This is a genomic window from Peristeroidobacter soli (assembly GCF_004138485.1).
GTDB classification, from domain to species: Bacteria; Pseudomonadota; Gammaproteobacteria; order Steroidobacterales; family Steroidobacteraceae; genus Steroidobacter; species Steroidobacter soli.
The window spans coordinates 614,872-636,342 of the sequence record NZ_ML142848.1 but is presented as its reverse complement, the minus strand read 5'-3'; the positions used below and the strand labels follow the sequence as shown (position 1 = coordinate 636,342).

At 63.2% G+C, this 21,471-nt stretch carries 15 protein-coding genes; 13 read left to right on the top strand and 2 right to left on the bottom strand.

Annotated elements, in window-relative coordinates; translation table 11 throughout:
* The first annotated feature begins 19 nt into the window (after positions 1–19).
* Entirely contained in the window at positions 20–1,132 is a 1,113-nt protein-coding gene (gene metX, locus EKO19_RS02450; RefSeq protein ID WP_129774813.1) for a homoserine O-acetyltransferase MetX, read from the top strand.
* A 133-nt stretch (positions 1,133–1,265) separates the two neighbouring features.
* Positions 1,266–2,351, top strand: coding sequence for a Fic family protein (locus EKO19_RS02445; protein WP_129775965.1), 1,086 nt, complete (start codon positions 1,266–1,268; stop codon positions 2,349–2,351).
* Here EKO19_RS02445 and EKO19_RS02440 read toward each other — a convergent pair whose 3' ends face one another.
* Both EKO19_RS02440 and xseA read right to left on the bottom strand, forming a co-directional pair.
* On the bottom strand, positions 2,352–3,191 hold the full coding sequence (locus EKO19_RS02440; RefSeq protein ID WP_129774812.1) for a peptidoglycan DD-metalloendopeptidase family protein: 840 nt from the start codon (positions 3,189–3,191) through the stop codon (positions 2,352–2,354).
* Positions 3,188–4,870: an exodeoxyribonuclease VII large subunit gene (xseA, locus tag EKO19_RS02435; protein WP_129774811.1), complete on the bottom strand. Its 1,683-nt coding sequence runs from the start codon at positions 4,868–4,870 to the stop codon at positions 3,188–3,190. The genes EKO19_RS02440 and xseA overlap by 4 nt, the downstream gene beginning before the upstream one ends.
* A 148-nt stretch (positions 4,871–5,018) precedes the next feature.
* On the opposite strand from xseA, the gene guaB reads away from it, so the two are divergent.
* From guaB to EKO19_RS02380, 11 genes are all read left to right on the top strand, one after another.
* Positions 5,019–6,485: an IMP dehydrogenase gene (gene guaB, locus EKO19_RS02430; RefSeq protein ID WP_129774810.1), complete on the top strand. Its 1,467-nt coding sequence runs from the start codon at positions 5,019–5,021 to the stop codon at positions 6,483–6,485.
* A complete protein-coding gene (guaA, locus tag EKO19_RS02425; protein WP_246038811.1) occupies positions 6,475–8,070 on the top strand; it encodes a glutamine-hydrolyzing GMP synthase in 1,596 nt (531 codons plus the stop codon). Before guaB ends, guaA begins: the two co-directional genes overlap by 11 nt.
* A complete protein-coding gene (locus EKO19_RS02420; RefSeq protein ID WP_129774809.1) occupies positions 8,027–8,374 on the top strand; it encodes an outer membrane beta-barrel protein in 348 nt (115 codons plus the stop codon). The genes guaA and EKO19_RS02420 overlap by 44 nt, the downstream gene beginning before the upstream one ends.
* A 19-nt stretch (positions 8,375–8,393) precedes the next feature.
* Complete coding sequence (pdxR, locus tag EKO19_RS02415; RefSeq protein ID WP_129774808.1) at positions 8,394–9,929, top strand: MocR-like pyridoxine biosynthesis transcription factor PdxR; 1,536 nt, start codon at positions 8,394–8,396, stop codon at positions 9,927–9,929.
* A 109-nt stretch (positions 9,930–10,038) separates the two neighbouring features.
* On the top strand, positions 10,039–11,052 hold the full coding sequence (locus EKO19_RS02410; RefSeq protein WP_129774807.1) for a dipeptidase: 1,014 nt from the start codon (positions 10,039–10,041) through the stop codon (positions 11,050–11,052).
* A complete protein-coding gene (locus EKO19_RS02405) occupies positions 11,049–12,470 on the top strand; it encodes an APC family permease (protein WP_157995088.1) in 1,422 nt (473 codons plus the stop codon). Before EKO19_RS02410 ends, EKO19_RS02405 begins: the two co-directional genes overlap by 4 nt.
* Before the next feature lie 122 nt (positions 12,471–12,592).
* Complete coding sequence (locus tag EKO19_RS02400; protein ID WP_129774805.1) at positions 12,593–13,588, top strand: 3-hydroxyacyl-CoA dehydrogenase NAD-binding domain-containing protein; 996 nt, start codon at positions 12,593–12,595, stop codon at positions 13,586–13,588.
* A complete protein-coding gene (locus EKO19_RS02395) occupies positions 13,585–15,768 on the top strand; it encodes a TonB-dependent siderophore receptor (RefSeq protein WP_129774804.1) in 2,184 nt (727 codons plus the stop codon). Before EKO19_RS02400 ends, EKO19_RS02395 begins: the two co-directional genes overlap by 4 nt.
* Complete coding sequence (locus tag EKO19_RS02390) at positions 15,762–17,165, top strand: amidohydrolase family protein (protein ID WP_129774803.1); 1,404 nt, start codon at positions 15,762–15,764, stop codon at positions 17,163–17,165. Before EKO19_RS02395 ends, EKO19_RS02390 begins: the two co-directional genes overlap by 7 nt.
* A gap of 89 nt (positions 17,166–17,254) precedes the next feature.
* Entirely contained in the window at positions 17,255–19,462 is a 2,208-nt protein-coding gene (locus tag EKO19_RS02385) for a S9 family peptidase (protein ID WP_217705089.1), read from the top strand.
* 9 nt (positions 19,463–19,471) lie between these two features.
* A complete protein-coding gene (locus EKO19_RS02380; protein WP_129774801.1) occupies positions 19,472–21,463 on the top strand; it encodes a CocE/NonD family hydrolase in 1,992 nt (663 codons plus the stop codon).
* The last annotated feature ends 8 nt before the right edge of the window (positions 21,464–21,471 follow it).

The window sequence follows — 21,471 nt, the reverse complement described above, 5'->3', positions numbered from 1 at the left end:
TCCGGTTCTGGACTGACTCATGGCTTCAGCCCGCAAAATTCTCAAGCTCGACCGGCCGTTTCCCATGCGGCGCGGCGGCGCCTTGCCGGACGTGCAGATCGCCTACGAGACCTGGGGCGACCTGAGTTTCTGCAACGACAACGCCATCCTGATCTTCACCGGCCTGTCCCCGTCGGCCCACGCAGCATCCTCCACCGAGGATCCCGCGCCGGGCTGGTGGGAAGACATGATCGGCCCGGGCCGTCCCATCGACACGCGTCGCTTCTTCGTGATCTGCGTGAACTCGCTCGGCAGCCCGTTCGGCTCGACCTCGCCCGCATCGATCAATCCGTCCACCGGTCAGTGCTATCGACTGACGTTCCCCGTGCTCACCGTCGAAGACATCGCCCGCGCCGGCCATGAAGTCGTCGCGTCCTTGGGGATCAAGAAACTCGCCGCCGTCGTCGGCCCCTCGCTCGGTGGCATGACGGTTCTGGCTTACTGCGCATTGTTTCCTGAAGGCGCCCGGGCGCTCGTGTCCATTTCCTCCGCCGCCCGCTCCACGCCATTCGCCATTGCTCTGCGCTCTCTGCAGCGAGAGATGATTCGCAAAGATCCGGCCTGGCTGGACGGCAACTACGCGAACGATGCGATCCCCGTGCAAGGCATGCGCCTCGCTCGCAAGCTCGGCATGATCACTTATCGTTCCGCGAAGGAATGGCTGCAGCGTTTCGGCCGTGAGCGCGCCAATGCCGAGCGCAAGCCGGGCGACCCGTTCGGCATCGACTTCGAAGTCGAGTCGTATCTGGAGAATCACGCCGTCAAATTCATCGGCCAGTTCGACCCGAACTGCTATCTCTACATCTCACGTGCCATGGACCTGTTCGACCTCGCCGACCACGGCGGCTCGGTCGCCGAAGCGCTGCGCCGGTTCACCGTCGAACGCGCGTTGATCATCGGCGTCGAGACCGACCTGCTGTTCCCCATCGAACAACAACAGGAGCTCGCCGACGGCCTGAGCAACGGCACCCGCACCGTGCAATTCGCCCGCCTCGCCTCGATCCAGGGCCACGATTCCTTCCTGGTCGACATGGACCGCTTCCGGCCGGTGATCAGCGACTTCCTGGCGGATCTGAAGCTGGCGAATTCCTAGGTCGTAGCGGGGTCGTGCGGAGAATAGGGAGGCTAATCTCCGCATCTTATGCGGAGATTAGCTTGCCTGGGGGACCCGCCGGCCGCATAATCTCCGCACATTCCGCGGAGAATGGCGCGTGTACATCTGGCAGATGCAGGACTGGCCGAGGCTGAGCTGGGACGGGCCCAGGCTCGCGCCGCTGCTCACCCGCGTCACCAGGGAGCAGGGGCGACTGCTGGGCAAGATGCAGGCGTTGGGCTTCGATCTGCGTGGCGAAGCGCACTTGCGGGCTATGACCCAGGAGGTGCTCAAGTCGAGCGAGATCGAAGGCGAGAAGCTCGACGGCGATCAGGTCCGATCCTCCATAGCGCGCCAGCTCGGCCTGGATATCGGCGGGCTGGTCCGCTCGGACCGCAGCGTCGACGGCGTCGTTGAAATGATGCTCGATGCCACCGGCCATTTTGTGCAGCCGCTGACCGACCGGCGGCTGTTTGCATGGCATGCCTCGTTGTTTCCGACGGCACGCAGCGCGATGCGCGACATCCTGGTCGGCAAATGGCGTGACGATCACGACGGGCCGATGCAAGTGGTCTCCGGCCCGGTCGGCAAACAAAAAGTTCATTACCAGGCGCCGCCCGCGAAACGGCTGCGTGGCGAGGTGAAGAAATTCCTGACCTGGTTCAACAAGCCTGGCGAGATGGATGAGCTGCTGATCGCGAGTCTTGCGCACCTGTGGTTTGTGACCATCCATCCATTCGACGACGGCAACGGCAGGATCGCGCGTGCGATAGCCGATATGGCGCTGGCGCGTTCGGAAGGGTCGCACCAGCGCTTCTACAGCATGTCGGCCCAGATACGTCGCGAGCGCGACGACTACTATCTGACGCTGGAGCGCACTCAAAAAGGCGGACTCGACGTAACCGCGTGGCACGAATGGTTTCTGAGCTGTCTGTTGCGTGCGATGGAAGGCTCACAGCAACTGCTCGGTGGCGTGCTGAACAAGGCGCGTTTCTGGGAGCGATTTGCCAAGGAGCCGTTGAATGAACGGCAGATCAAGGTATTGAACCGCCTGCTCGACGGCTTTGAGGGCAAACTCACAACGTCGAAGTGGGCCGCGCTCGCCAAGTGCTCCCAAGACACCGCTTATCGCGACATCCTCGACCTGGTCGACAGAGAGGCGCTGAAAAAAGATCCCGGCGGTGGGCGGAGTACCAGCTACTCGCTGAATGTCGAGTAGCTACTTGCTGCCGATAAACAAGGCCGGATCCACCATCGCCCGATTCAACGCCACCCCCCAATGCAGATGAGGCCCGGTCACGCGCCCGGTCGCGCCGACCGTGCCGATGACTTCGCCTTGGGTGACGCGGTCGCCGAGTTTCACTTTGATCGTGTCGAGGTGGCAGTACATGGTCACCAGGCCGTCGCCGTGATCGATGTACAGCGTGTTGCCGTTGAAGAAGAACTCGCCGGCTTCGACGATCGTGCCAGCGGCGGGGGATTTGATCGGGGTGCCTTTGGCGGCGGCGATATCCATGCCGGAGTGAGGGCTGCGCGGTTGGCCGTTGAAGACGCGGCGTGAGCCGTAGGAATCGGAGCGCACGCCTTCGATGGGCGCGAGCAATTGCAGCGATGGCGTCGGTAGCGCGGTGAATTTCGACAGCGCGACGTCCGAGCGCTTCGTTTCCGCGCCGATGCGCTTGAGATCGTCCGGATTGGGCTCGACCTTGCGCTGATCCTTGATGGTCAGATACTGGGTCTTATATTTCTTGTCGGTGATGGTGAAGGGCACCTCGGTCGTGCCGTTCGGCGTGCTGACTTTGATTTTCAACTCGCCGGGTTTCTCAGCCAGGGGAATGCCAACCACCGCGAGCCATTGTTCGTCACGCCGAACCACAGCGACCCGATGCGTATTGAACAGGACCGTCGGCGCCAGATCGGCGCCCGGCACGGGGATGAACGCGATGCCGCCGGGAACGCGGCTTTCTGTCGGTAGCTCAGTGGCGCCGGCGGCGACGCCGGCGAGCAGCAGCAGGGAAGTGGCGAGGCGTAGCGTCAAGGCCCGAGTCGTCGAAGTCATTGGTTCTCGTCATCTCGATGCGGCGTGATTTGCTCGACGCGAGCTTGTACCGTGCCGCGGGACAAACGGGTCTGAATCATGTCGCCTTTGCTCACCGACGTTGCATCCGTAACGACCGTGCCCTGGGCGTCCGTGACGATGGCATAGCCTCGTTGCAATGTGGCCAGCGGACTCACCGTATTCAACTTGCCGGCGGCGAGTTTGAAGCGTGCTTCCAGATTGCGCAGCTGACGTTGCAGCGACGTCTCCATGCTCCGATCGGCAATCTCAACTCGGCGGCGCAAGGCCACGATGCGAGGAGCGGGCGACTGTTGGCGCAGATTGCTGGCAGCGTGACGCAGCCGGCTCTCGGCCACACTCACGCGCCGTTGCAATGAAGTGCCCAGCGTCTTGCGAGCAATCTCCAATCTGCCGCGAGCAGCGGAAACGCGCAGGGCAGGCGAGCGCTGCCGCAAATGCGCGGCAAGCTCCACGAGCGTATGTCGGCGCTGAAACAATCCGTGTCGCATGCAACGAGTCAGGCGCTGTTCCAAATCATCGAGACGCTGCGCCTTCTGTCGCAGCTCCACGCCGGGATGAACCTGCGCGAGCCGCCGTTCCAGCCACACGAGTCGTTGCTGTCGGGCGGCCATGCTTCGAACCATAGCGTTTCGCGCACGACGACCGAGCAGGTCGACGCTGCGGGTCCACTCGTTGCAATCGGGCGCGACGATCTCGGCCGCACCGGACGGCGTCGGCGCACGCACGTCGGCCACGAAATCGGCGATCGTGAAATCGACCTCGTGGCCGACCCCGGACACGATCGGAATCTGGCAATCGAAAATGGCGCGCGCGACCACTTCCTCGTTGAACGCCCACAGATCCTCGAGCGAGCCGCCACCGCGGGCAACGATGAGCACATCGCACTCAGCGCGAGCCGAGGCCATGCGAATGGTCCGGGCGATCTGACCGGCCGCGCTCTCACCCTGCACCTGAACCGGATAGATCAACACCGGAATCGTGCAGAACCGGCGACGCAGAATGTTGAGCACGTCGCGCACGGCCGCGCCGGTGGGAGAAGTCACAACGCCGATCCGTCGGGGCAGGCGAGGCAGAGCTTTCTTCCGGCTCGCATCGAACAGGCCTTCAGCGGCGAGCTTGGTCTTGAGCAACTCGAACCGACGACGGAGCACGCCTTCGCCGGCTTCTTCCATGTGATCCGCGATGAACTGGTAGTCGCCGCGAGGCTCGTACAGGCTCACGCGCCCGCGGGTCAGCACATGCATGCCGTCCTTCGGGGTGAAGCGGGCGCCCAGGTTCTTTTGACGGAACATGGCGCAACGCAGTTGGGCGGACTCGTCCTTGAGCGAGAAGTACCAATGCCCGGACGAGGGCCGCGACAGGTTGGAAATCTCGCCTTCCAGCCACAGCGACGGCAGCCCGCGCTCCAGGAGCATGCGAGCCTCCTTGTTCAGGCGGCCGGGGGTGTAGACGTCGCGTTCAGGCTCGGTCGGCGCGGCGGGCTGGTCGTCATCGACATCTTCTATCGGCGCGCGAACGGGCGTCCGGGCAGTCTTGCGCCCCGGCGGAGCGGCCTTTTTGGTCACCGGCTCGGCGGGGCGCGGGGCGGGCGCAGGCTCATCGGCCGCCTTGGGGGCGGCCGGCGGCGCCGAGAAGTCGAATTCCAGCTCACGATTCATGGGCCGGAAGGCTACAGCCTACGTCTCGGGTGCGCACGTCCGGCGTTGCCCGGCGCGTCCGATGCCCGACATCGGGTACGTGCATTTACCGGAGGGGCTCCGCCGCGTACAATGGCGTGCTTTCATCGATATCCCGCAGGCCTCCACCATGCGTATTCTCGAGGAAGCACTCACCTTCGACGACGTGCTTCTAGTCCCGGCTTATTCCAATTTCTTGCCGCGCGACGCTGACCTAAGCACGCAACTCACGCGCTCGATCCGTCTCAATCTACCCATTCTGTCCGCCGCCATGGACACCGTGACCGAGGCGCGCCTGGCGATCACCATCGCGCAGGAAGGCGGCATCGGCATCATTCACAAGAACATGAGTATCGAGGCTCAGGCCCGCGAAGTGGGCAAGGTGAAGAAGTTCGAAAGCGGCGTGATCCACGACCCATTCACCATCTCCCCCGACAAGACCATTCGCGAAGTGCTGGAGCTGACCCGCTCCAAGAACATTTCCGGCGTGCCGGTCGTGGTCGGCTCGAAGGCGGTCGGCATCGTGACTCACCGCGACCTGCGGTTCGAGACCAAGCTCGACGCCCCGGTCTCCACCGTCATGACCCCGCAAGAACGCCTCGTTACAGTGCGCGAGAACGCGCCGAAGGACGAAGTGCTGGCATTGCTCCACAAGCATCGCATCGAGAAGGTGCTGGTCGTGGATGCCAACTTCAACTTGAAGGGCATGATCACGGTCAAGGACTTCCAGAAAGCCACCGAATTCCCGCGTGCCGCCAAGGACGATCGAGGTGCGCTGCGCGTCGGTGCCGCTGTCGGTACCGGGGCGGACACGCTGAAGCGGGTCGCCGCCCTGCGTGAAGTCGGCGTCGACGTGATCATCGTCGACACCGCGCACGGCCATTCGAGCGGCGTGATTCAGATGGTCCGCGAGATCAAGCAGACCTGGCGCGATCAGCAAGTCATCGGCGGCAATATTGTTACCGCCGACGCGGCTCTGGCGTTGGTCGAGGCGGGCGCGGACGGCGTGAAGGTCGGCATCGGTCCCGGCTCGATCTGCACCACTCGCGTCGTCGCCGGCGTCGGCGTTCCGCAGATCACGGCGGTGGCCAACGTGGCCGCTGCGTTGAAGGATTCCGGCGTGCCGCTGATCGCGGACGGCGGCATTCGCTTCTCCGGCGATATCGCCAAGGCGCTGGTCGCCGGTGCGAATTCGGTGATGTGCGGCGGCATGTTCGCCGGCACCGAAGAGTCGCCGGGCGAAGTGGAGCTGTATCAAGGCGCCTCCTATAAGTCGTATCGCGGCATGGGCTCGCTCGGTGCCATGGCTCAGACCCACGGTTCCAAGGACCGCTATTTCCAGGATGCGACCGCGGAGCTGGAAAAGCTGGTGCCGGAAGGCGTCGAAGGCCGCGTGCCGTACAAGGGTTCTGTTGTCACCATCCTGCACCAGCTGGCCGGCGGCTTGCGGGCAGCGATGGGTTACACCGGTTGCCGCACCATTGAAGAAATGCGGACGCGGCCGCAGTTCGTGCGCATCACGAACGCCGGTGTGCGCGAAAGCCATGTGCATGATGTGACGATCACAAAAGAAGCACCCAACTACCGTGTCAGCTGATACCTTGCCTCGCTCCGACATCCACGCGCACCGCATTCTGATCCTCGATTTCGGCGCGCAATACACTCAGCTGATTGCCCGGCGCGTGCGCGAAAGCGGCGTGTACTGCGAGATCCTGCCTTGGGATGTCACAGACGCCGAGGTTCGCGAGTTTGGTGCCAAAGGCATCATTCTCTCGGGCGGCCCGGAGTCGGTCACGGACACCAAAGGTCCGACGGCGCCGCAAGCAGTGTTCCAAAGTGGGGTGCCGGTGCTGGGCATTTGCTACGGCATGCAGACAATGGCCGCGCAGCTCGGCGGTCGCGTCACTGCCGGCAAACATCGTGAATTCGGCTACGCGCAGGTGACGTCATCGGTGCCGTGCAAACTCCTCGAGGGTTTGTTCGATCACAAGGACGAGCAGGGCAGGCCGTTGCTCGATGTGTGGATGAGCCACGGTGACAAAGTCGATGAACTGCCGCCGGGCTTCGTCGCAGTCGGTTTCACCAACAGCGTGCCGCTGGCGGCGATGGCCGATGAGTCGCGTCACTACTACGCGGTGCAGTTCCATCCGGAAGTGACTCACACGCTCCAGGGCGAAAAGATCCTCGAACGCTTCGTGCGTGAGATCTGCGGCTGCGAAGCGCGTTGGAGCCCGGGCAATATCATCAGCGATTCCATCGCTCGCGTTCGCGAGCAGGTCGGCCGTGACAACGTGCTGCTCGGCCTGTCGGGCGGCGTCGATTCATCCGTCGTCGGCGCATTGTTACATCGCGCGGTTGGCGATCAGCTCACCTGCGTGTTCGTCGATCACGGCCTGCTCCGGGAAGGAGAAGGCGATCAGGTCATGGAAACGTTTGGCAAGCACATGGGCGTGCGCGTCATTCGGGTCAACGCCGAGGAACGTTTCCTCACGGCGCTGAAGGGCGAGACGGACCCGGAGCGCAAGCGCAAGATCATCGGTCGTCTGTTCGTCGAAGTGTTCGAAGAAGAGGCCGGCAAGCTGCAGGGCATCCGCTACCTCGCGCAGGGCACGATCTATCCGGACGTCATCGAGTCCGCCGGTGCCCGCACGGGCAAGGCGCATGTGATCAAGAGTCATCACAACGTCGGCGGTCTGCCGGAGAAGATGAACCTCAAGCTGTGCGAGCCACTGCGTGAGCTGTTCAAAGACGAAGTGCGCAAGCTCGGTGTCGAACTCGGCCTGCCGCGCGAGATGGTGTATCGCCATCCGTTCCCGGGCCCGGGCCTCGGCGTTCGCATCCTTGGTGAAGTGACGAAGCAGTACGCCGATCTGCTCCGCAAGGCCGATGCGATCTTCCTCGACGAGCTGCGCAAACACGATCTCTACGATCGCACCAGCCAGGCGTTCGCTGTGTTTCTGCCAGTACGTTCGGTGGCCGTGATGGGCGATGGCCGTCGTTATGACTATGTCATCGCGCTGCGTGCCGTGGAAACCATCGACTTCATGACGGCTCGCTGGTCGCGTCTGCCTTATGAGTTCCTGGATCTCGTGGCCCGGCGGATTTGTAACGAGGTCAACGGGATTTCGCGCGTGACGTATGACATTTCGGGCAAGCCGCCGGCCACGATCGAGTGGGAATAGAAAAGCATCTGTCACCCTCGCCAGCGGCTTCGATTTCAACGTCGCAGGACGCTATCCGTTGGGCAAGAGGTTCGAGATGGTGGCGCAGCTCGGCGCCTTCGCGTGGAATGCCGACTACACCCTGCGCAACTCCGGCGGCGACTTCCTGAAGCGTGAAGACAGTGGCTTCGATCTCACGTACGGCGCCGGGCTCGAATACGGGTTCGACAGCGGCCTGGCGTTCACGGGCGGCTGGACCCGCTATAGGGTCGAAAACGAATCCATAGATTTTCTCGGCGTCGGGTTGCAGTATCGCTGGCATTGAGCCGTTGCGGAGTGCTGACATGACCGGTCGCGCGAAGAGCGACGCAGGGGCGTCGCTGTTCATTCTGCTCGGGCTGTCGCTCGACCGGGCCAGTGCGCAGCCGCTGAGCGATCAACTGAGTGAACAGATTGCCTCGGCGATTGCCGGCGGCCGGCTAGCCGCGGGCACGCCGATGCCATCGACTCGCATCCTGGCGGATGAGCTGGACTGTTCGCGCAATACCGTCAAGGCGGCGTTCGAGAAGTTGATCGCCGAAGGCTATCTGGTCGGCGTCGCGCGCATGAACACGGTGGTCGCGGAGCGGGCGCCTGACAGTTATTTCTTCGCCGAGCGGCCGATCTTGCCGGCCGAAGTGCCGACTCCCGCATCGAGCATTCTCTCCAGCCGCGGCGTTCGCATATCGACGCATCGACGAGCGCGCTGCGCGCAGTCCGCCCGGCCATTCGAGCTTGGTCACCCGGAGAGCGAGGAGTTTCCATTCGACGTCTGGGTGGATCTTTATCGCAGTCACTGGTCGAAGCCGCGGCGGGTGGTGATCGACAGTGCCGACCCCCGGGGTTATCTGCCACTGCGCTCGGCGATCGCACAGTATCTCAGCACGATGCGCGGCCTGACGTGCGATGCCGAGGATGTGATCGTCACGGGCGGTGGCTTTCATGCCATGGATCTATGCATGCGCCTGGCGATGCAGCCCGGCGATGCCATCTGGATCGAGGAGGCGACTGCGCGTGAGGTCTACGCCATGGTGGAGGCGAATGGACTGGTGCCGGTCGATGTGCCGATCGATGAGCAGGGCATGATCGTCAGCGAAGGCATCCGCCGCGCGCCGCACGCTCGCATGGCAATCGTGACGCCCGCACATCAGCATCCTCTCGGCATGACGATGAGTCTGCAACGACGTCGGGAATTGCTCGATTGGGCCGCCGCTGCCAACGCGTGGGTGCTGGAAGACGATTACGACGGCGAGTTTCGTTACACCGGCACGCCGCTGGCGACGCTCAAGAGCCTCGATCGCGATGGCCGCGTGATCTACATCGGCACGTTTTCGAAATCGATCTTTCCGTCGCTGCGGATGGGCTACATGGTGATGCACCCGGGGCTGGTGAACGATTTCAGCAGCGCGCGCGACGCCATCGACAACCATCCATCGATCCTGGAGCAGCCGGTGATGGCGAGCTTCATCGGCCGTGGGCACTTCGCGACGCACTTGAGGCGCATGCGTCAGGTGTATCGCGAGCGACAGTCGGCGCTCCTCGCGTCGATGCGCGAGCATCTGACGGGTCTGATCGAGATCCAACCCGACGTGACCGGGCTGCATCTGCTGGGCTTCATGACGCCGCGCCTGTTGAACCGGATGTCGCTGGATGCTCTGGTGGCGAAGGCGGCCAAGGCCGGGATCATCCTGGTGCCGCTGAAGAATTTCTATCGCGACGGCCGCGACAGCGCCGGCCTGGTGTTCGGCTTCTCGTCGTTGCCGCTCGAGGTCATTCGAGACGCGGTCGAGACCCTGGCGGCCCTGGTCAACGCTCCGGCCGCGGCGAACGGAACGTCATAGCGTCGCAATGCCCTGGGCTGGGCCTGGGGTGTTACCGATGTTTGGGTCTGTCCGAGCGCCACCATCGCCCTCTAGGCTAGAGAATCCAAAGTGAGGGGGAGGGGGAAAGATGATGCAGTCGGATGTCTTTGCCGAGCGCGCCGAGCAGCTCTGTCGCGACGCGCTGATCTGCGACATGGTGTGGCCGTTGGACTTCGACCCCGCCGACACCGTGGGCAATGACTACAGCAAGCTGCTCCGCTTCAAGCACGCCGGCGTGAATCTGTTGTCGGTGACGCTCGCCGGCGATCGTCACAACAGTGCGCAAGCCCTGGCCATCGTGGCCGACGCGCGACGGCGTCTCGCAGCGCTGCCGGAGGTGCAGATCGTGCACCGGATCGGCGATATCGAGGCGGCGCGCCGCGCCGGCAAACTTGCGGTCGCTCTGCATTTCGAAGGCACGCGCTGCCTGGAGCGCAATCTGGATCTGATCGAGGCGTTCAGAGATCTGGGCATTCGTCACAACCTGCTTGCATTCAACTCCGCCAACAGCGCTGGCGGCGGGTGCGCGGATGCGAACGATGGCGGGCTGACGCGATTCGGCGCACGCGTCGTCGAGGAGATGCAGCGCGTGGGCGTGCTGGTCGATCTGAGTCATTGCGGCCCGCGCACCTCGCTCGACGCGCTGGCGAGGGCGCGGCGGCCGATGGTATTCAGTCATTCGAACGCCGCTGCGTTGGCGCCTAGCTTTCGAAACATCAGCGACGAACAGATCCGCGCCGTCGCGGCAACGGGCGGCCTCGTCGGCATCTCCGGCTGCAGCGGCTATCTGGGCAGCCACGACGATCTCGCGTCGGCAGTGGTGCGTCATATCGAGCACGTTTGTCAGCTGGTCGGGCCGAAGCACGTGGGGCTGGGATTGGACGTCGTCTTCGACGGCGCGGCGATCTCGGCCTGGATTCGGTCGCGTCCGGATGAATGGCCGGTGGCCGCCGACCCGCATTGGCCCGGCTTCTCCTATGTGTTGCCCGAGCAACTGCCCGAGATCGTCGCTGGCCTGTTGGCCGGCGGCTTCACCAACGAGGAGATCGAGGACATTCTCGGGCGCAACTGGTTGCGCGTATGCGAGGCGGCCTGGCAGTGAAGCGCAGCCCCGGACTGGGACCGTTTCAGCTGTTCACGGTGCTGTTCGGCACGATCATAGGCGTCGCCTGGATCGTAGCCACGGGCCTGTGGATCAATGAAGCGGGCCCGGCCGGCGCGTTGCTCGCGTTCGGCGTCGGTGCGCTGATCATGTGGCTGATCGGCCTGTGCTTCGCCGAGATGATGGCGATGTTTCCCGATGCCAATGGCTCGATGGCCTACGTCTTCGAAGCGTTCGGCGAACGCGCGGCGGCGGCGGCTGGATGGTTTCTGGTGCTGATGTATGCCGCCACTTGCGGCTGGTACTTCGTGACCATCGCGTGGCTGCTGGAAACCGTGCTGCCCGCGTTGGGTGGGCCGGTGGTCTACGAGGCGTTCGCGGGCCAGGTGCGGTTGGGCGATGTGTTGCTTGGGTTGGGCGGCGTGGTGGCGATAACGATCGTGAATCTGCGCGGCGTCGGGCCGCGCGCGGTTTTTCAGGACGCGCTGGTCGTCATGAAGATCGTCATCGGCATCACCTTGTTCGGCTGCGCGCTGCTGTTGGGGCGGAGCGAATATCTCAACCCTCTGTTCGCCGTTCAGGAAACCGCGCCGGCCTGGATCGGCGTGTTGTCGGTGGCGGTCATGACGCCGTTTTTTTTCGCCGGCTTCGATGTGCTGCCCCAGGCAGTTCGCGATCGGCGCCCAGGTGTACGACTGCAATCGCTGGGAGCCATCGTCGGGCTCGCCACTGCCGGTGCTTTCGTCTTTTATGGAGGCGCGATTCTCGCGGCCGCGGTCTCGATGGAGCGCTCGGCACTGCAGGCATCGACGCTGCCGATTTTCTCGGCGTTCAAAGAGGGACTGGGCCAACCCTGGCTGGCCTATCTCGCCATCCTCGCCGGCATCAGTGGCATCCTGACTGGCTGGAATGCGAATCTGATGTCCGGTGCTCGCGTGCTGCAGGGAATGGCGCGGGCGGGAGTGACGCTGCCGTTCTTCGCGCACGAGCGCCCGCCTCGCGCCGGTGAGCCCCCGGTGCCGTTGCGCGCGACACTCTTCATCTCCGCATTGGCGGTGGCGATGGGGTTGCTCGGCCGCAACGCCTTGGGACCGATCGTCGACATGGCGGCGGTGCCCTTGCTCGTGGTGTTCGCTTTGGTGTGCACCGGCTTGATCAAGCTGCGACGCTTGCGCCCGAACGACGCTCGACCCTATCGGGTGAGCGAGGGAACGCTGCTGCCCTGGCTCGCCGTGGCGCTTTCAATCGGGCTCATCGCTGCCGGTATCGTGACCGCGCTGGCCGGCGGCGGCCTGCTGCAGTGGATATTGATGCTGTTGTGGGCGTTCGCCGGTGCTCTGTTCTGGCACCTCGCGGCGAGCCACCGGAATTCTCTGGACGTCGAGGAACGGAAGCTGCGCGTATTGCAGGGCGAGTAGCCGCACGCGTGCTCTGGGTCTGTGAGCATCGCCCGTGCTGGGCCTGTTGCTGAGCCAGGATTACCGCAAGATGACCTCACCGGCGACAGTCGCGCTGTCGCCATCGGGGATGCTTCGGGGCCATGGCTGAGACAACAGAATTCAAATCACCGCGGGTCGCCTGCGTCGGCGCTGGAAATATCGGACGCAGCTGGGCCATCGCCTACGCGATGGGAGGCGCGCAGGTGCGGCTCTTCGACATCTCCGAGGCGGCGCTGTCGCGCGCCTGGACTTTCATCGATGCGGCGGCGGATGACTTCGTGGCCGCTGGCCTGCTGGCACGAAAGGAGCTTCTCCGGGAACGCATTCATGGCGCCACGTCGCTCACCAGCGCGCTCGATGGCGTACAGCACGTGCAAGAGAGCGTCTCCGACGATCCGGCGGTGAAGCGCCGGGTCTTCGTCGAGCTCGACGCGCTCACCGCGCCATCGATCACGATCGGGAGTTCTTCCGGCGAACTGCCGGTCTCGAAATTCACCGAAGGGCTGCCGGGAGCCAGCCGCTGTTTGCTGGTTCATCCGGTGAATCCTCCGCACATCCTGCGTGCCGTGGAGATTTGCCCGACGCCGTGGACGCAGGAGTGGGCCGTCACTGCATGTCGCACGCTGGTGATGTCGCTGGGCATGGTGCCGATCGATCTGAAGCGCGAGATCAACGGCTATGTCATCAACCGGCTGCAGTACGCGCTGATCGGCGAGGCGCTGCATCTGGTCGGCGAGGGCTATTGCGAGCCGAAAGATATCGATGCCGCGATCAAGCACGGGCTGGGATTGCGCTGGGCGTTTCTCGGCCCGTTCGAAACCAGCCATCTGAATGCGACGCGCGGTTACCACGAATACATGTTGACGGACGAAGCGGGGGCCCGCCGTCTGATGGCGGACATTCGCGCCGACTATCGCTGGGATCACGCGTTGATCGAGCGCATCCACGAGTACCTGATAGCGACCATGAAGAGCGACGACATCGTGCGGCATCAGCAGCGGCGCGATCGCACGCTGCTGAGCCTGATGCAACACCTGAGGGAGCAGGCGCCGCTCCTCGACGGTCAACCGACAAAAAATGTAAGGGGAGCTCAATGATCAAGAAGCATTCCGCACTCGGTGCGGTCGGCATGTCGTTATGCGTCGGTGCCGGTCTGGCAAACGCCGCCGCCGACGGCGAAAAAACCGAATTGGAGGAGGTGGTGGTCCGCGCGACGCAATTCAAATTTGCGGACGCGCAGAGTGCGCTCAAGATGCCGTTGTCGCTCAAGGACACGCCCCAGAGCGTCAAGGTGATCACGCAGGATCTGCTCGACTTCGCCAGCATCACCAGTTTCGAGGACATCTACAAAGTCGACGCCTCCGGCGGCGTCTCGCACGCGCGCGACGGATTCCCCCGCAACTACTATCGCGGCTTCCTGCAGCAGGGCATCAATGCCATCAAGGTCGACGGCTTCCGGATGACGGCCAACATCGACATGGATCTGTCGCCGTTCGAGCGCTTCGAGGTGGTGAAGGGCGCGACCTCGACGCTGTATGGCCAGAACTCCATTTCCGGAACCCTCAACGCCATTTCCAAGGCGCCCACCGACAGCTTTGGCGCCGAGCTCGATCTGGAGTACGGCAGCTATGAGCACCGTCGCGTTCAAGCCGATGTGCACGGCCCGATCGACGATGCGGGACGCTTCAGCTATCGATTGGTGGGTGCCGCGCAGGACGACGATAGCTATCTCGACGTCGACGGCTCACGGGTCACGGCACTCGCACCGACGCTGAAGTATCAAATCGATGATGCTACGTCTGTTACGGCGCGCGTGATCTACCAGAAATACGTCTACTCGCCATCATTCGGTTTCGGTGCGCAGTTCATCGGCACCGACGAGAGCGATCCAGATCAGCTGATTCCGAGCAATTTCGTCGTGCCGCGCACGCCGCGCGACCGTTCTGGCGGAGCGCCGTGGAATCATACGGAGAAGGAAGCGACCTTCGCGCAGACCGTGCTGGAGCACAGCTTCGAGAACCGCTGGCAACTGCGCGGCAACGTGCAGTATCAGAAGGTCACCGGCGAGGCGGACGCCTTCCAGACCTGGAACACGGATCAAGCCGGCGACACGTTCGCTTACCTCTACGGTCGCGAACAAGAGAACGAAGTGTATGCGGCGGAAGTCAATCTGTTCGGCGACGTGGAAGCCTTCGGCCATCGGCACACGTTGTTCTTCGGCGCCGACTATGCCGAGCTGAATACCGATACATTGGATTTCGGCCAGTCTGGTCCGGCGGGCTTCAGCATCCTGCATCCCGACTGGTCCAACATCCCGGCGCATCGCTCGGCGGCGGACTATGACTTCTTCAATGACTCGGAGAATCGCCGTGAGATATCCGGCGTCACTGCGCAGGTACTGGTGCGGCCGATAGATGATCTCACCCTATCCGTCGGCGCACGTTATTCGCGCGACGTGACGCGCAACCATCGTCGCGGCGGGGATATCCCGGACCTGCAAGATTATTCCGGGATACCGTATGGCGCATGGAGTGAGCTGAAAGCGTCGGAAGTGACGATGCAGGGCGGTGTGACGTACGCACTGACGCCGCAACTGAATATTTATGGCAGCTATGGCGAAACCTTCGAGCCGCGCGGGGGGCTGCTGTTCAGCGGCGGCCTGGCTGGGCCGGAGGAAGGCAAAGCGTACGAAGTGGGGGTGAAGGGCGATGCGCTCAATGGTCGAATGTTCTATAGCGCCGCCGTATTCGACATGCGCCGGACCAATATTCAGCAACGCGATCCGGCTCATCCGGGCTTCGTGTTGCCGCTCGGCACGCAACGCAGTCGTGGCGTGGAAGTGGAGTTCCAGGGAACCGTGCTGCCCGGCTGGGAAGTGTTCGGCTCGGTCGCCTGGCTGGAGGCTGAGTTCATCGAGGGGCAGTACGCCGGGTTCCAATCCGCGAATGCGCCGGATTTCGGCTTGTCGCTGTTCACCAGCTATCAGTTCCAGGAAGGCGTGTTGCGTGGCGCCGGCGTCGGTGCCGGCGTGGTACGCAAGTCGGGTATGGAAACATTCGACGCAGCCAACTATGCGCGGCCGGTCGCCTTCGATCTTGGCGGATTCACCGAAGTGGACCTGCGCCTGTTCTACGATCGGGATCGCTGGCGCTATGAGATTGCAGCGACCAATTTGCTCGATACGAAGTACTACCGCTCGTACTCCGAGGCGATGTGGTTCGGATTGCAGGTCAATCCGCCTCGCCAGGTGATCGGCAGCGTGTCGTATCGATGGTGACGGGCTCGAGATGTCTGCTGGCGCTGGCGCTGTTGAGCGCCAGCCTCTGCGCCGCTCAGGAGCGATTGTACGATCGCAAGCAATGGCTGGATCCGACGACCGTCGTGTCGGACGATCCGCGCCAGGTTCCTGCCGCACCGGGGCCACGCGGCCCCGAGGGCTGGCTGGTCCTCAAAGGCGGGCGCGTATTCGATGGCACGGGTGCCGCTGCTGTCGATGCGAATGTCGTCATCGAAGGCAATCGCATCAGCGCGGTGCTGCCCGCGAGTTCGACGCAATGGCCGTCGCAGGCGCGAGTGATCGATGTGTCGGGCCGGACCGTCATGCCGGGCCTGATCGATCTGCATACCCATCTGAGCTATTCAGAGCCGGAGACGCCGTCTGAAGAAGCGGATGACGATGCCGCCGCCGCGCTACGCGGCGCTGAGCGTCTGCGCTATTTCCTGGAGTCCGGTGTTACAACGGTGCGCGATGTCGGCGGTCAGGGCGCGGTGCCGTTCGTTCTGAAGCGATGGGTCGCGCAGAATCGAATTGCCGGTCCACGCATTTTCGCGGCCGGTCAGTTGATCACGGGCACGGGTGGTCACGGTGCCGAAGGACTGCGACCTTCCTGTCACGGAGCGTCCAACGGCAGAACCCGCGAAGCTTCCGGGCCGGACGATTGGCGCGAGGCGGTGAGAGAGCAGTTCAAACGCGGCGCGGATCTGATCAAGCTCGCCAGTCACTACTCACGTGAGGAAGTGAGGGCCGCGATCGACGAAGCTCATTCGCTTGGATTGAAAGTGACCGTCGACGCCGAGACTCAATACATCCAGTGGGCCGTGGAGGCTGGCGTGGATTCGGTGGAGCATCCGCTACCGCGCACGCCGGAGACCATTCGTTTGATGGCGAGCCGGAAGGTCGATTCGGTGCCGACGCTGGTTCCCTACATTTATATCTTCGATCTGGACGGCGGCTATTTCGATTCCACGTCGCGGCGCTTCAGTTTCTCCAAGGCGGCGAACCTGGCCCTGTTCCGCCAGATGAAGCAGGCCGGTATCCGCATGGGTGTGGGGACGGATCTGGTGACCGACTGGTTTCGCTACCTGCCGCAGTCGTACATCACCGAGCTGCAGCAGTTCGTGGCCGGTGGCTACACAGTGTCACAGGCGTTGGTCGCTGCCACGCGCACCAATGCACAGATCCTGGGCATGGATGACAAGCTCGGCACGTTGCAACCGGGCAAGCTGGCCGATGTGATCGTGCTCGATGGCCGGCCGGATGAACGCCTGGAAGATCTGAAGAAGCTGTCCGTGGCGATCCGCGACGGTCACGTGGTCCTGCAAGAGGGCCGCATCGTCAGCATTCCGCATGTGCCGCGCCCGGAGCCGGTGCCGTCCAGTGAGCGCTCGAAATGAAATGTGCCTGGTCAGTTCTGTGCTTGTGCGGATTGAGCTCTGCGGTGTTCGCGCAGGGCACGATATCGGACTACGAACGGGCGGCTCGCATGCAGAGCGCGCACACGCTGGTTTCTCGCACCAGTCTCGATCCGCATTGGATCGGTCAGGGCGATCAGTTCTGGTACCTCGATGAGCATGCCGGCGTGAAAACGTTCCTGCGCGTCGATCCGGCGCGCGGTACGCAGCAACCTGCGTTCGATCACGCGCGGCTGGCCGCTGGCATCTCCACTGCGAGCAAGGTGTACAGCGCGCGGGACCTGCCGTTCGACTCGATCGAGTTTGGTGACAACGACGAGTCCATTGCCTTCATGCTGGACGATGTGAGCTGGCGTTGTGAGCTCAGCGCTTATCGCTGCTCGGTCCAGCAACAACCGGTGGGTGCGAAGCCCGGAGAAGTGTTGTCTCCGGACCGGCGCTGGGCGGTTTTCATTCGCGACCACAATCTCTGGTCGCGCGATACACAGACCAACCAGGAGCGTGCGCTGACCCACGATGGCGAACCACGCAACGACTACGCCAGCGACAGCGGCATCAGCTTGACGCCGGTCACCGACGCTCTGCGCAAGAATCCACCCGAGATCGAAGTCGTTTTCTCACCGGATTCGACGCGGCTGCTGACATACCGCATCGATGCGCGAGAGGTGACGGAGATCGGCATGTTGCAAACGGTGCCTGAAGCGCGCCCACGGATGCACCGATTCCCGTATCCGATGCCCGGGGATGCCGGGGTGCCAAAGGTGAAGATGGTGCTCGTGGATCTGCGCAGCGCGCAGGTGCAGCCGCTCGATCTTGCTCCGTTCGTACGCATGACCAGCTTCCCATTGCAGATGGGCTGGAACGAGCGCGGCACGCAAGTGTTTTTTCTGGAGGAGACGAGAGGATTCAAGAGCGCCAGGCTGCACGTCGCCGATGCGAGCACTGCGCAAGTGCGGACTGCGCTGGAGGAGCTTACCGATACATACATCAATCGCAACTCGCAGCTGCGGATGATAGGCAACGATCTGCTGTGGACCTCTGAGCGCGATGGCTGGAACCACCTTTACCTGGTCGATGGGCGGACCGGTGCCATCAAAAAGCAATTGACTCGCGGCAACTGGGCGGTGCGCGACATTCACTACATCGATGCAGAACGGGGACAGATTTATTTCACCGCGGGCGGCGCGGAGACGGGCCAGGATCCCTACCTGAGATTTCTGTATCGCGTCGGATTGGAGGGTGCCAGGCCGAAGTTGCTGACCCCCGAGCCGGCCGATCACAGCATCGTGTTCTCGCCTAACGGACGATACTTCGTCGACACGTATTCCCGAATCGATCTGGCGCCGGTGACGGTGTTGCGTGCCGCGGATGGACGGGCGGTGCGGACACTTCAAAAAGCGGATCTTGCGCCGTTGCTGGCCACAGGCTGGCGTTTTCCGGAGCCTTTCACGGTCAAGGCCAGCGACGGTCGAACGGATCTGTACGGCATGATCCTGCGTCCGTCCAACTTCGATCCGAAACGTCGCTATCCGGTGCTGGATGCGATCTATCCCGGGCCGCAGCACATTCGCACCCCGAAAACCTTCAGTCTGGAAGGCAGCGCTCATCGTGAAGACGACCTGGCACTCGCGGAGTTGGGCTTCATCGTCATCACGGTCGATGGCAGAGGCACACCCTGGCGGTCGCGAGCTTTTCGTGAGTACGCCTACGGCAACATGGGCGCGGCCGGCGCGCTGGAGGATCACGTCGCCGCGATCGAGACATTGGCCGGGCGCTACTCGTTCATCGATCTGGAGCGCGTCGGCATTTACGGTCACTCCGGCGGCGGCTATGCATCGGCTCGAGCCATGTTGAAGTATCCGGAGTTCTATAAAGTAGCGGTGTCGTCCGCCGGCAATCACGATCAGCGCAGCTACTGGGCGGAATGGGGCGAACGGTTCCAGGGCTATCCGGTCGGCGACAACTATCTGAATCAAGCCAACGCGGCGCTCGCCTCGCAACTGCGGGGACGGTTGCTGTTGGTCCACGGCGACCTGGACGACAACGTCCACGTCAGCAACATGCTGCAGCTGGCTGACGCGCTGATTGCCGCGAACAAGGACTTCGACATGCTGATTCTGCCCAACCGCAATCACGGCCTGGTCGATCTGGGCAATCCCAAGGCGCCCTCGGCCAGCTACGATCCTTACTTCCTGCGCCGACGGTGGGATTATTTCGTGCAGAACCTGATGGGCGTCACGCCGCCGAGAGAGTTCGTGCTGCGGCTTCAGATGCAGTGAGGTGTTCACTTGAGTCGAGTCATCCAATCGCTGTCGATCTTCGTGGCGCTGTTTGTATCGGTCGTTGCGCACGCCGCGCCGGTGCAATCCGTGGCGGGGCTGTCCACCGTGGCAGCCGGTGTCGGCGAGTATCGACGCGATGAGCCGTTTATCTATCGACAAGCGATCCGGCGCTCCGTCTATGTGACGATGCGGGACGGCGTGCAGCTGGCAGTCGACTACTACTTGCCGGCACGCGACGGCAAAGTGGTCCGCGGTCGCTTTCCTGTGGTGCTGGAGTACACGCGCTACGGTCGATCGCGACCGTTGCCAGAGGGCGGCACCAAGAACGACAAATACTCGCCCACCGATGCGCGTGGCTTGATGACGATCTCCGATAATGCCGTGCGGTCCGAGTTGCTGCTGGCATACGGCTATGCGCTGGTCGTCGCGGATGTGCGCGGCTCGGGTGCGTCGTTCGGACCGTCGCACGCCGAGGGAGACGACATCGAGGGCAAGGACGGTTTCGATCTCATTGGCTGGATTGCCCGGCAGCGTTGGAGCGATGGCACAGTCGGGATGCTGGGCTCGTCCTATCTCGGTGAAGTGCAGCCGAGAGTGGCGGCGGAGAATCCTCCCGCGTTGAAGGCGTTGTCGATGGTGTATGCCTTCTTCGACGGACCGAACTCCGCTTACGCGATGGGCGGCATTTTTCGTAGCGGCTGGCAGGGCGGTTGGGTACAGAACGTTGCGAAGCTCGACAATCGTTCGACGGATCCCAACGCGCCGATCACCAACATCTCGGCGGTCGACGCGGACCCCAAGCAGGTGCTGTTACGGCGAGCGATCGAGGAGCATCGCGCCGGCGTCGACGACGAATATTTCAAACATCTGGACAGCTTCGCGACCGTCGGCGTGGTCCGGGACGCGCTGCCGTTCATCGATCGCTATCAGCTGCAGGGGCAGAACAACCTCTACACCGTGCTGGATCGAGTCAACGCCAGTGGCATTCCGACGCTGCTGTCGGGCGGCTGGCATGACATCTATGCCAACGACATGCTGCTCTGGTACGCCAATCTGAGCGTGCCGAGGAAATTGATTTACGGGCCGTATCCGCATGGCAGGTCCGGTCCGGCGCCGAACGATCCGCGCGATATCGAGCGTGATCGGCTGGTAACACGCGAGACCTTGCGATGGTTCGATCATTGGCTGCGCAAGGTGCCCAACGACGCTGAGCGACGCCCGGCCGTTCAGTTCGGTCTGCAGCGAGATCCGCGGCACACGGAATGGTTCAGCGCCGATGGTTGGCCATCGCGCCAGGCGCAGTACCGGGATCTGTATCTTTCCGGAAAGGTTTCCAACACGGTGCTATCTCAGTACGACGGCTCGTTGGGGGTGTCGCCGGACGAGGCGTCGTCGAGTCAGTCGTGGACCGTCAGCTATGACGCGACAGTCGGGAGTCTCGGAACGCGCTGGGGTGGCAATGTTTATGACGTCGCCGTCACCAGCAACGACATGAGATCGCTCACTTACACGTCGCCACCGCTGGCGCGCGACCTGTATGTGGCCGGGATTCCCGTGGTGAAACTCTGGCTGTCGTCGCAGAACGCCGCCGATGCCGACGTGCATGCGTATCTGACTGTCGTTTCGGAGGACGGGACGTCGAGGTTGATCTCCGACGGTCTGCTCCGTGCCTCGCATCGAACCTTGGGGCAGCCGCCGTATCGGAATTTCGGATTGCCCTTTCCCAGCTCGCAGTCCGTCGACATCGCTGCGACGCCGCCGCTGTCGGCAACGCCGGCAGCACTGGAATTCACGATGCTCGCAGTGGGGCGCGTGTTTCGACAGGGGGACCGATTGCGACTGACGATTGCCGGCGCGGATCGAGGCAACACACTCGGCCAGGAACGCGATCCCGCGCCGGCACTGGCGGTTCATCTGGGCGAGGCGACTCGCTCCATGTTGCGCTTACCGGTGCTCGGCGATGCCAGCGAGTCTCCTTTCTCGAGGGGCGAACCATGACTGATCGC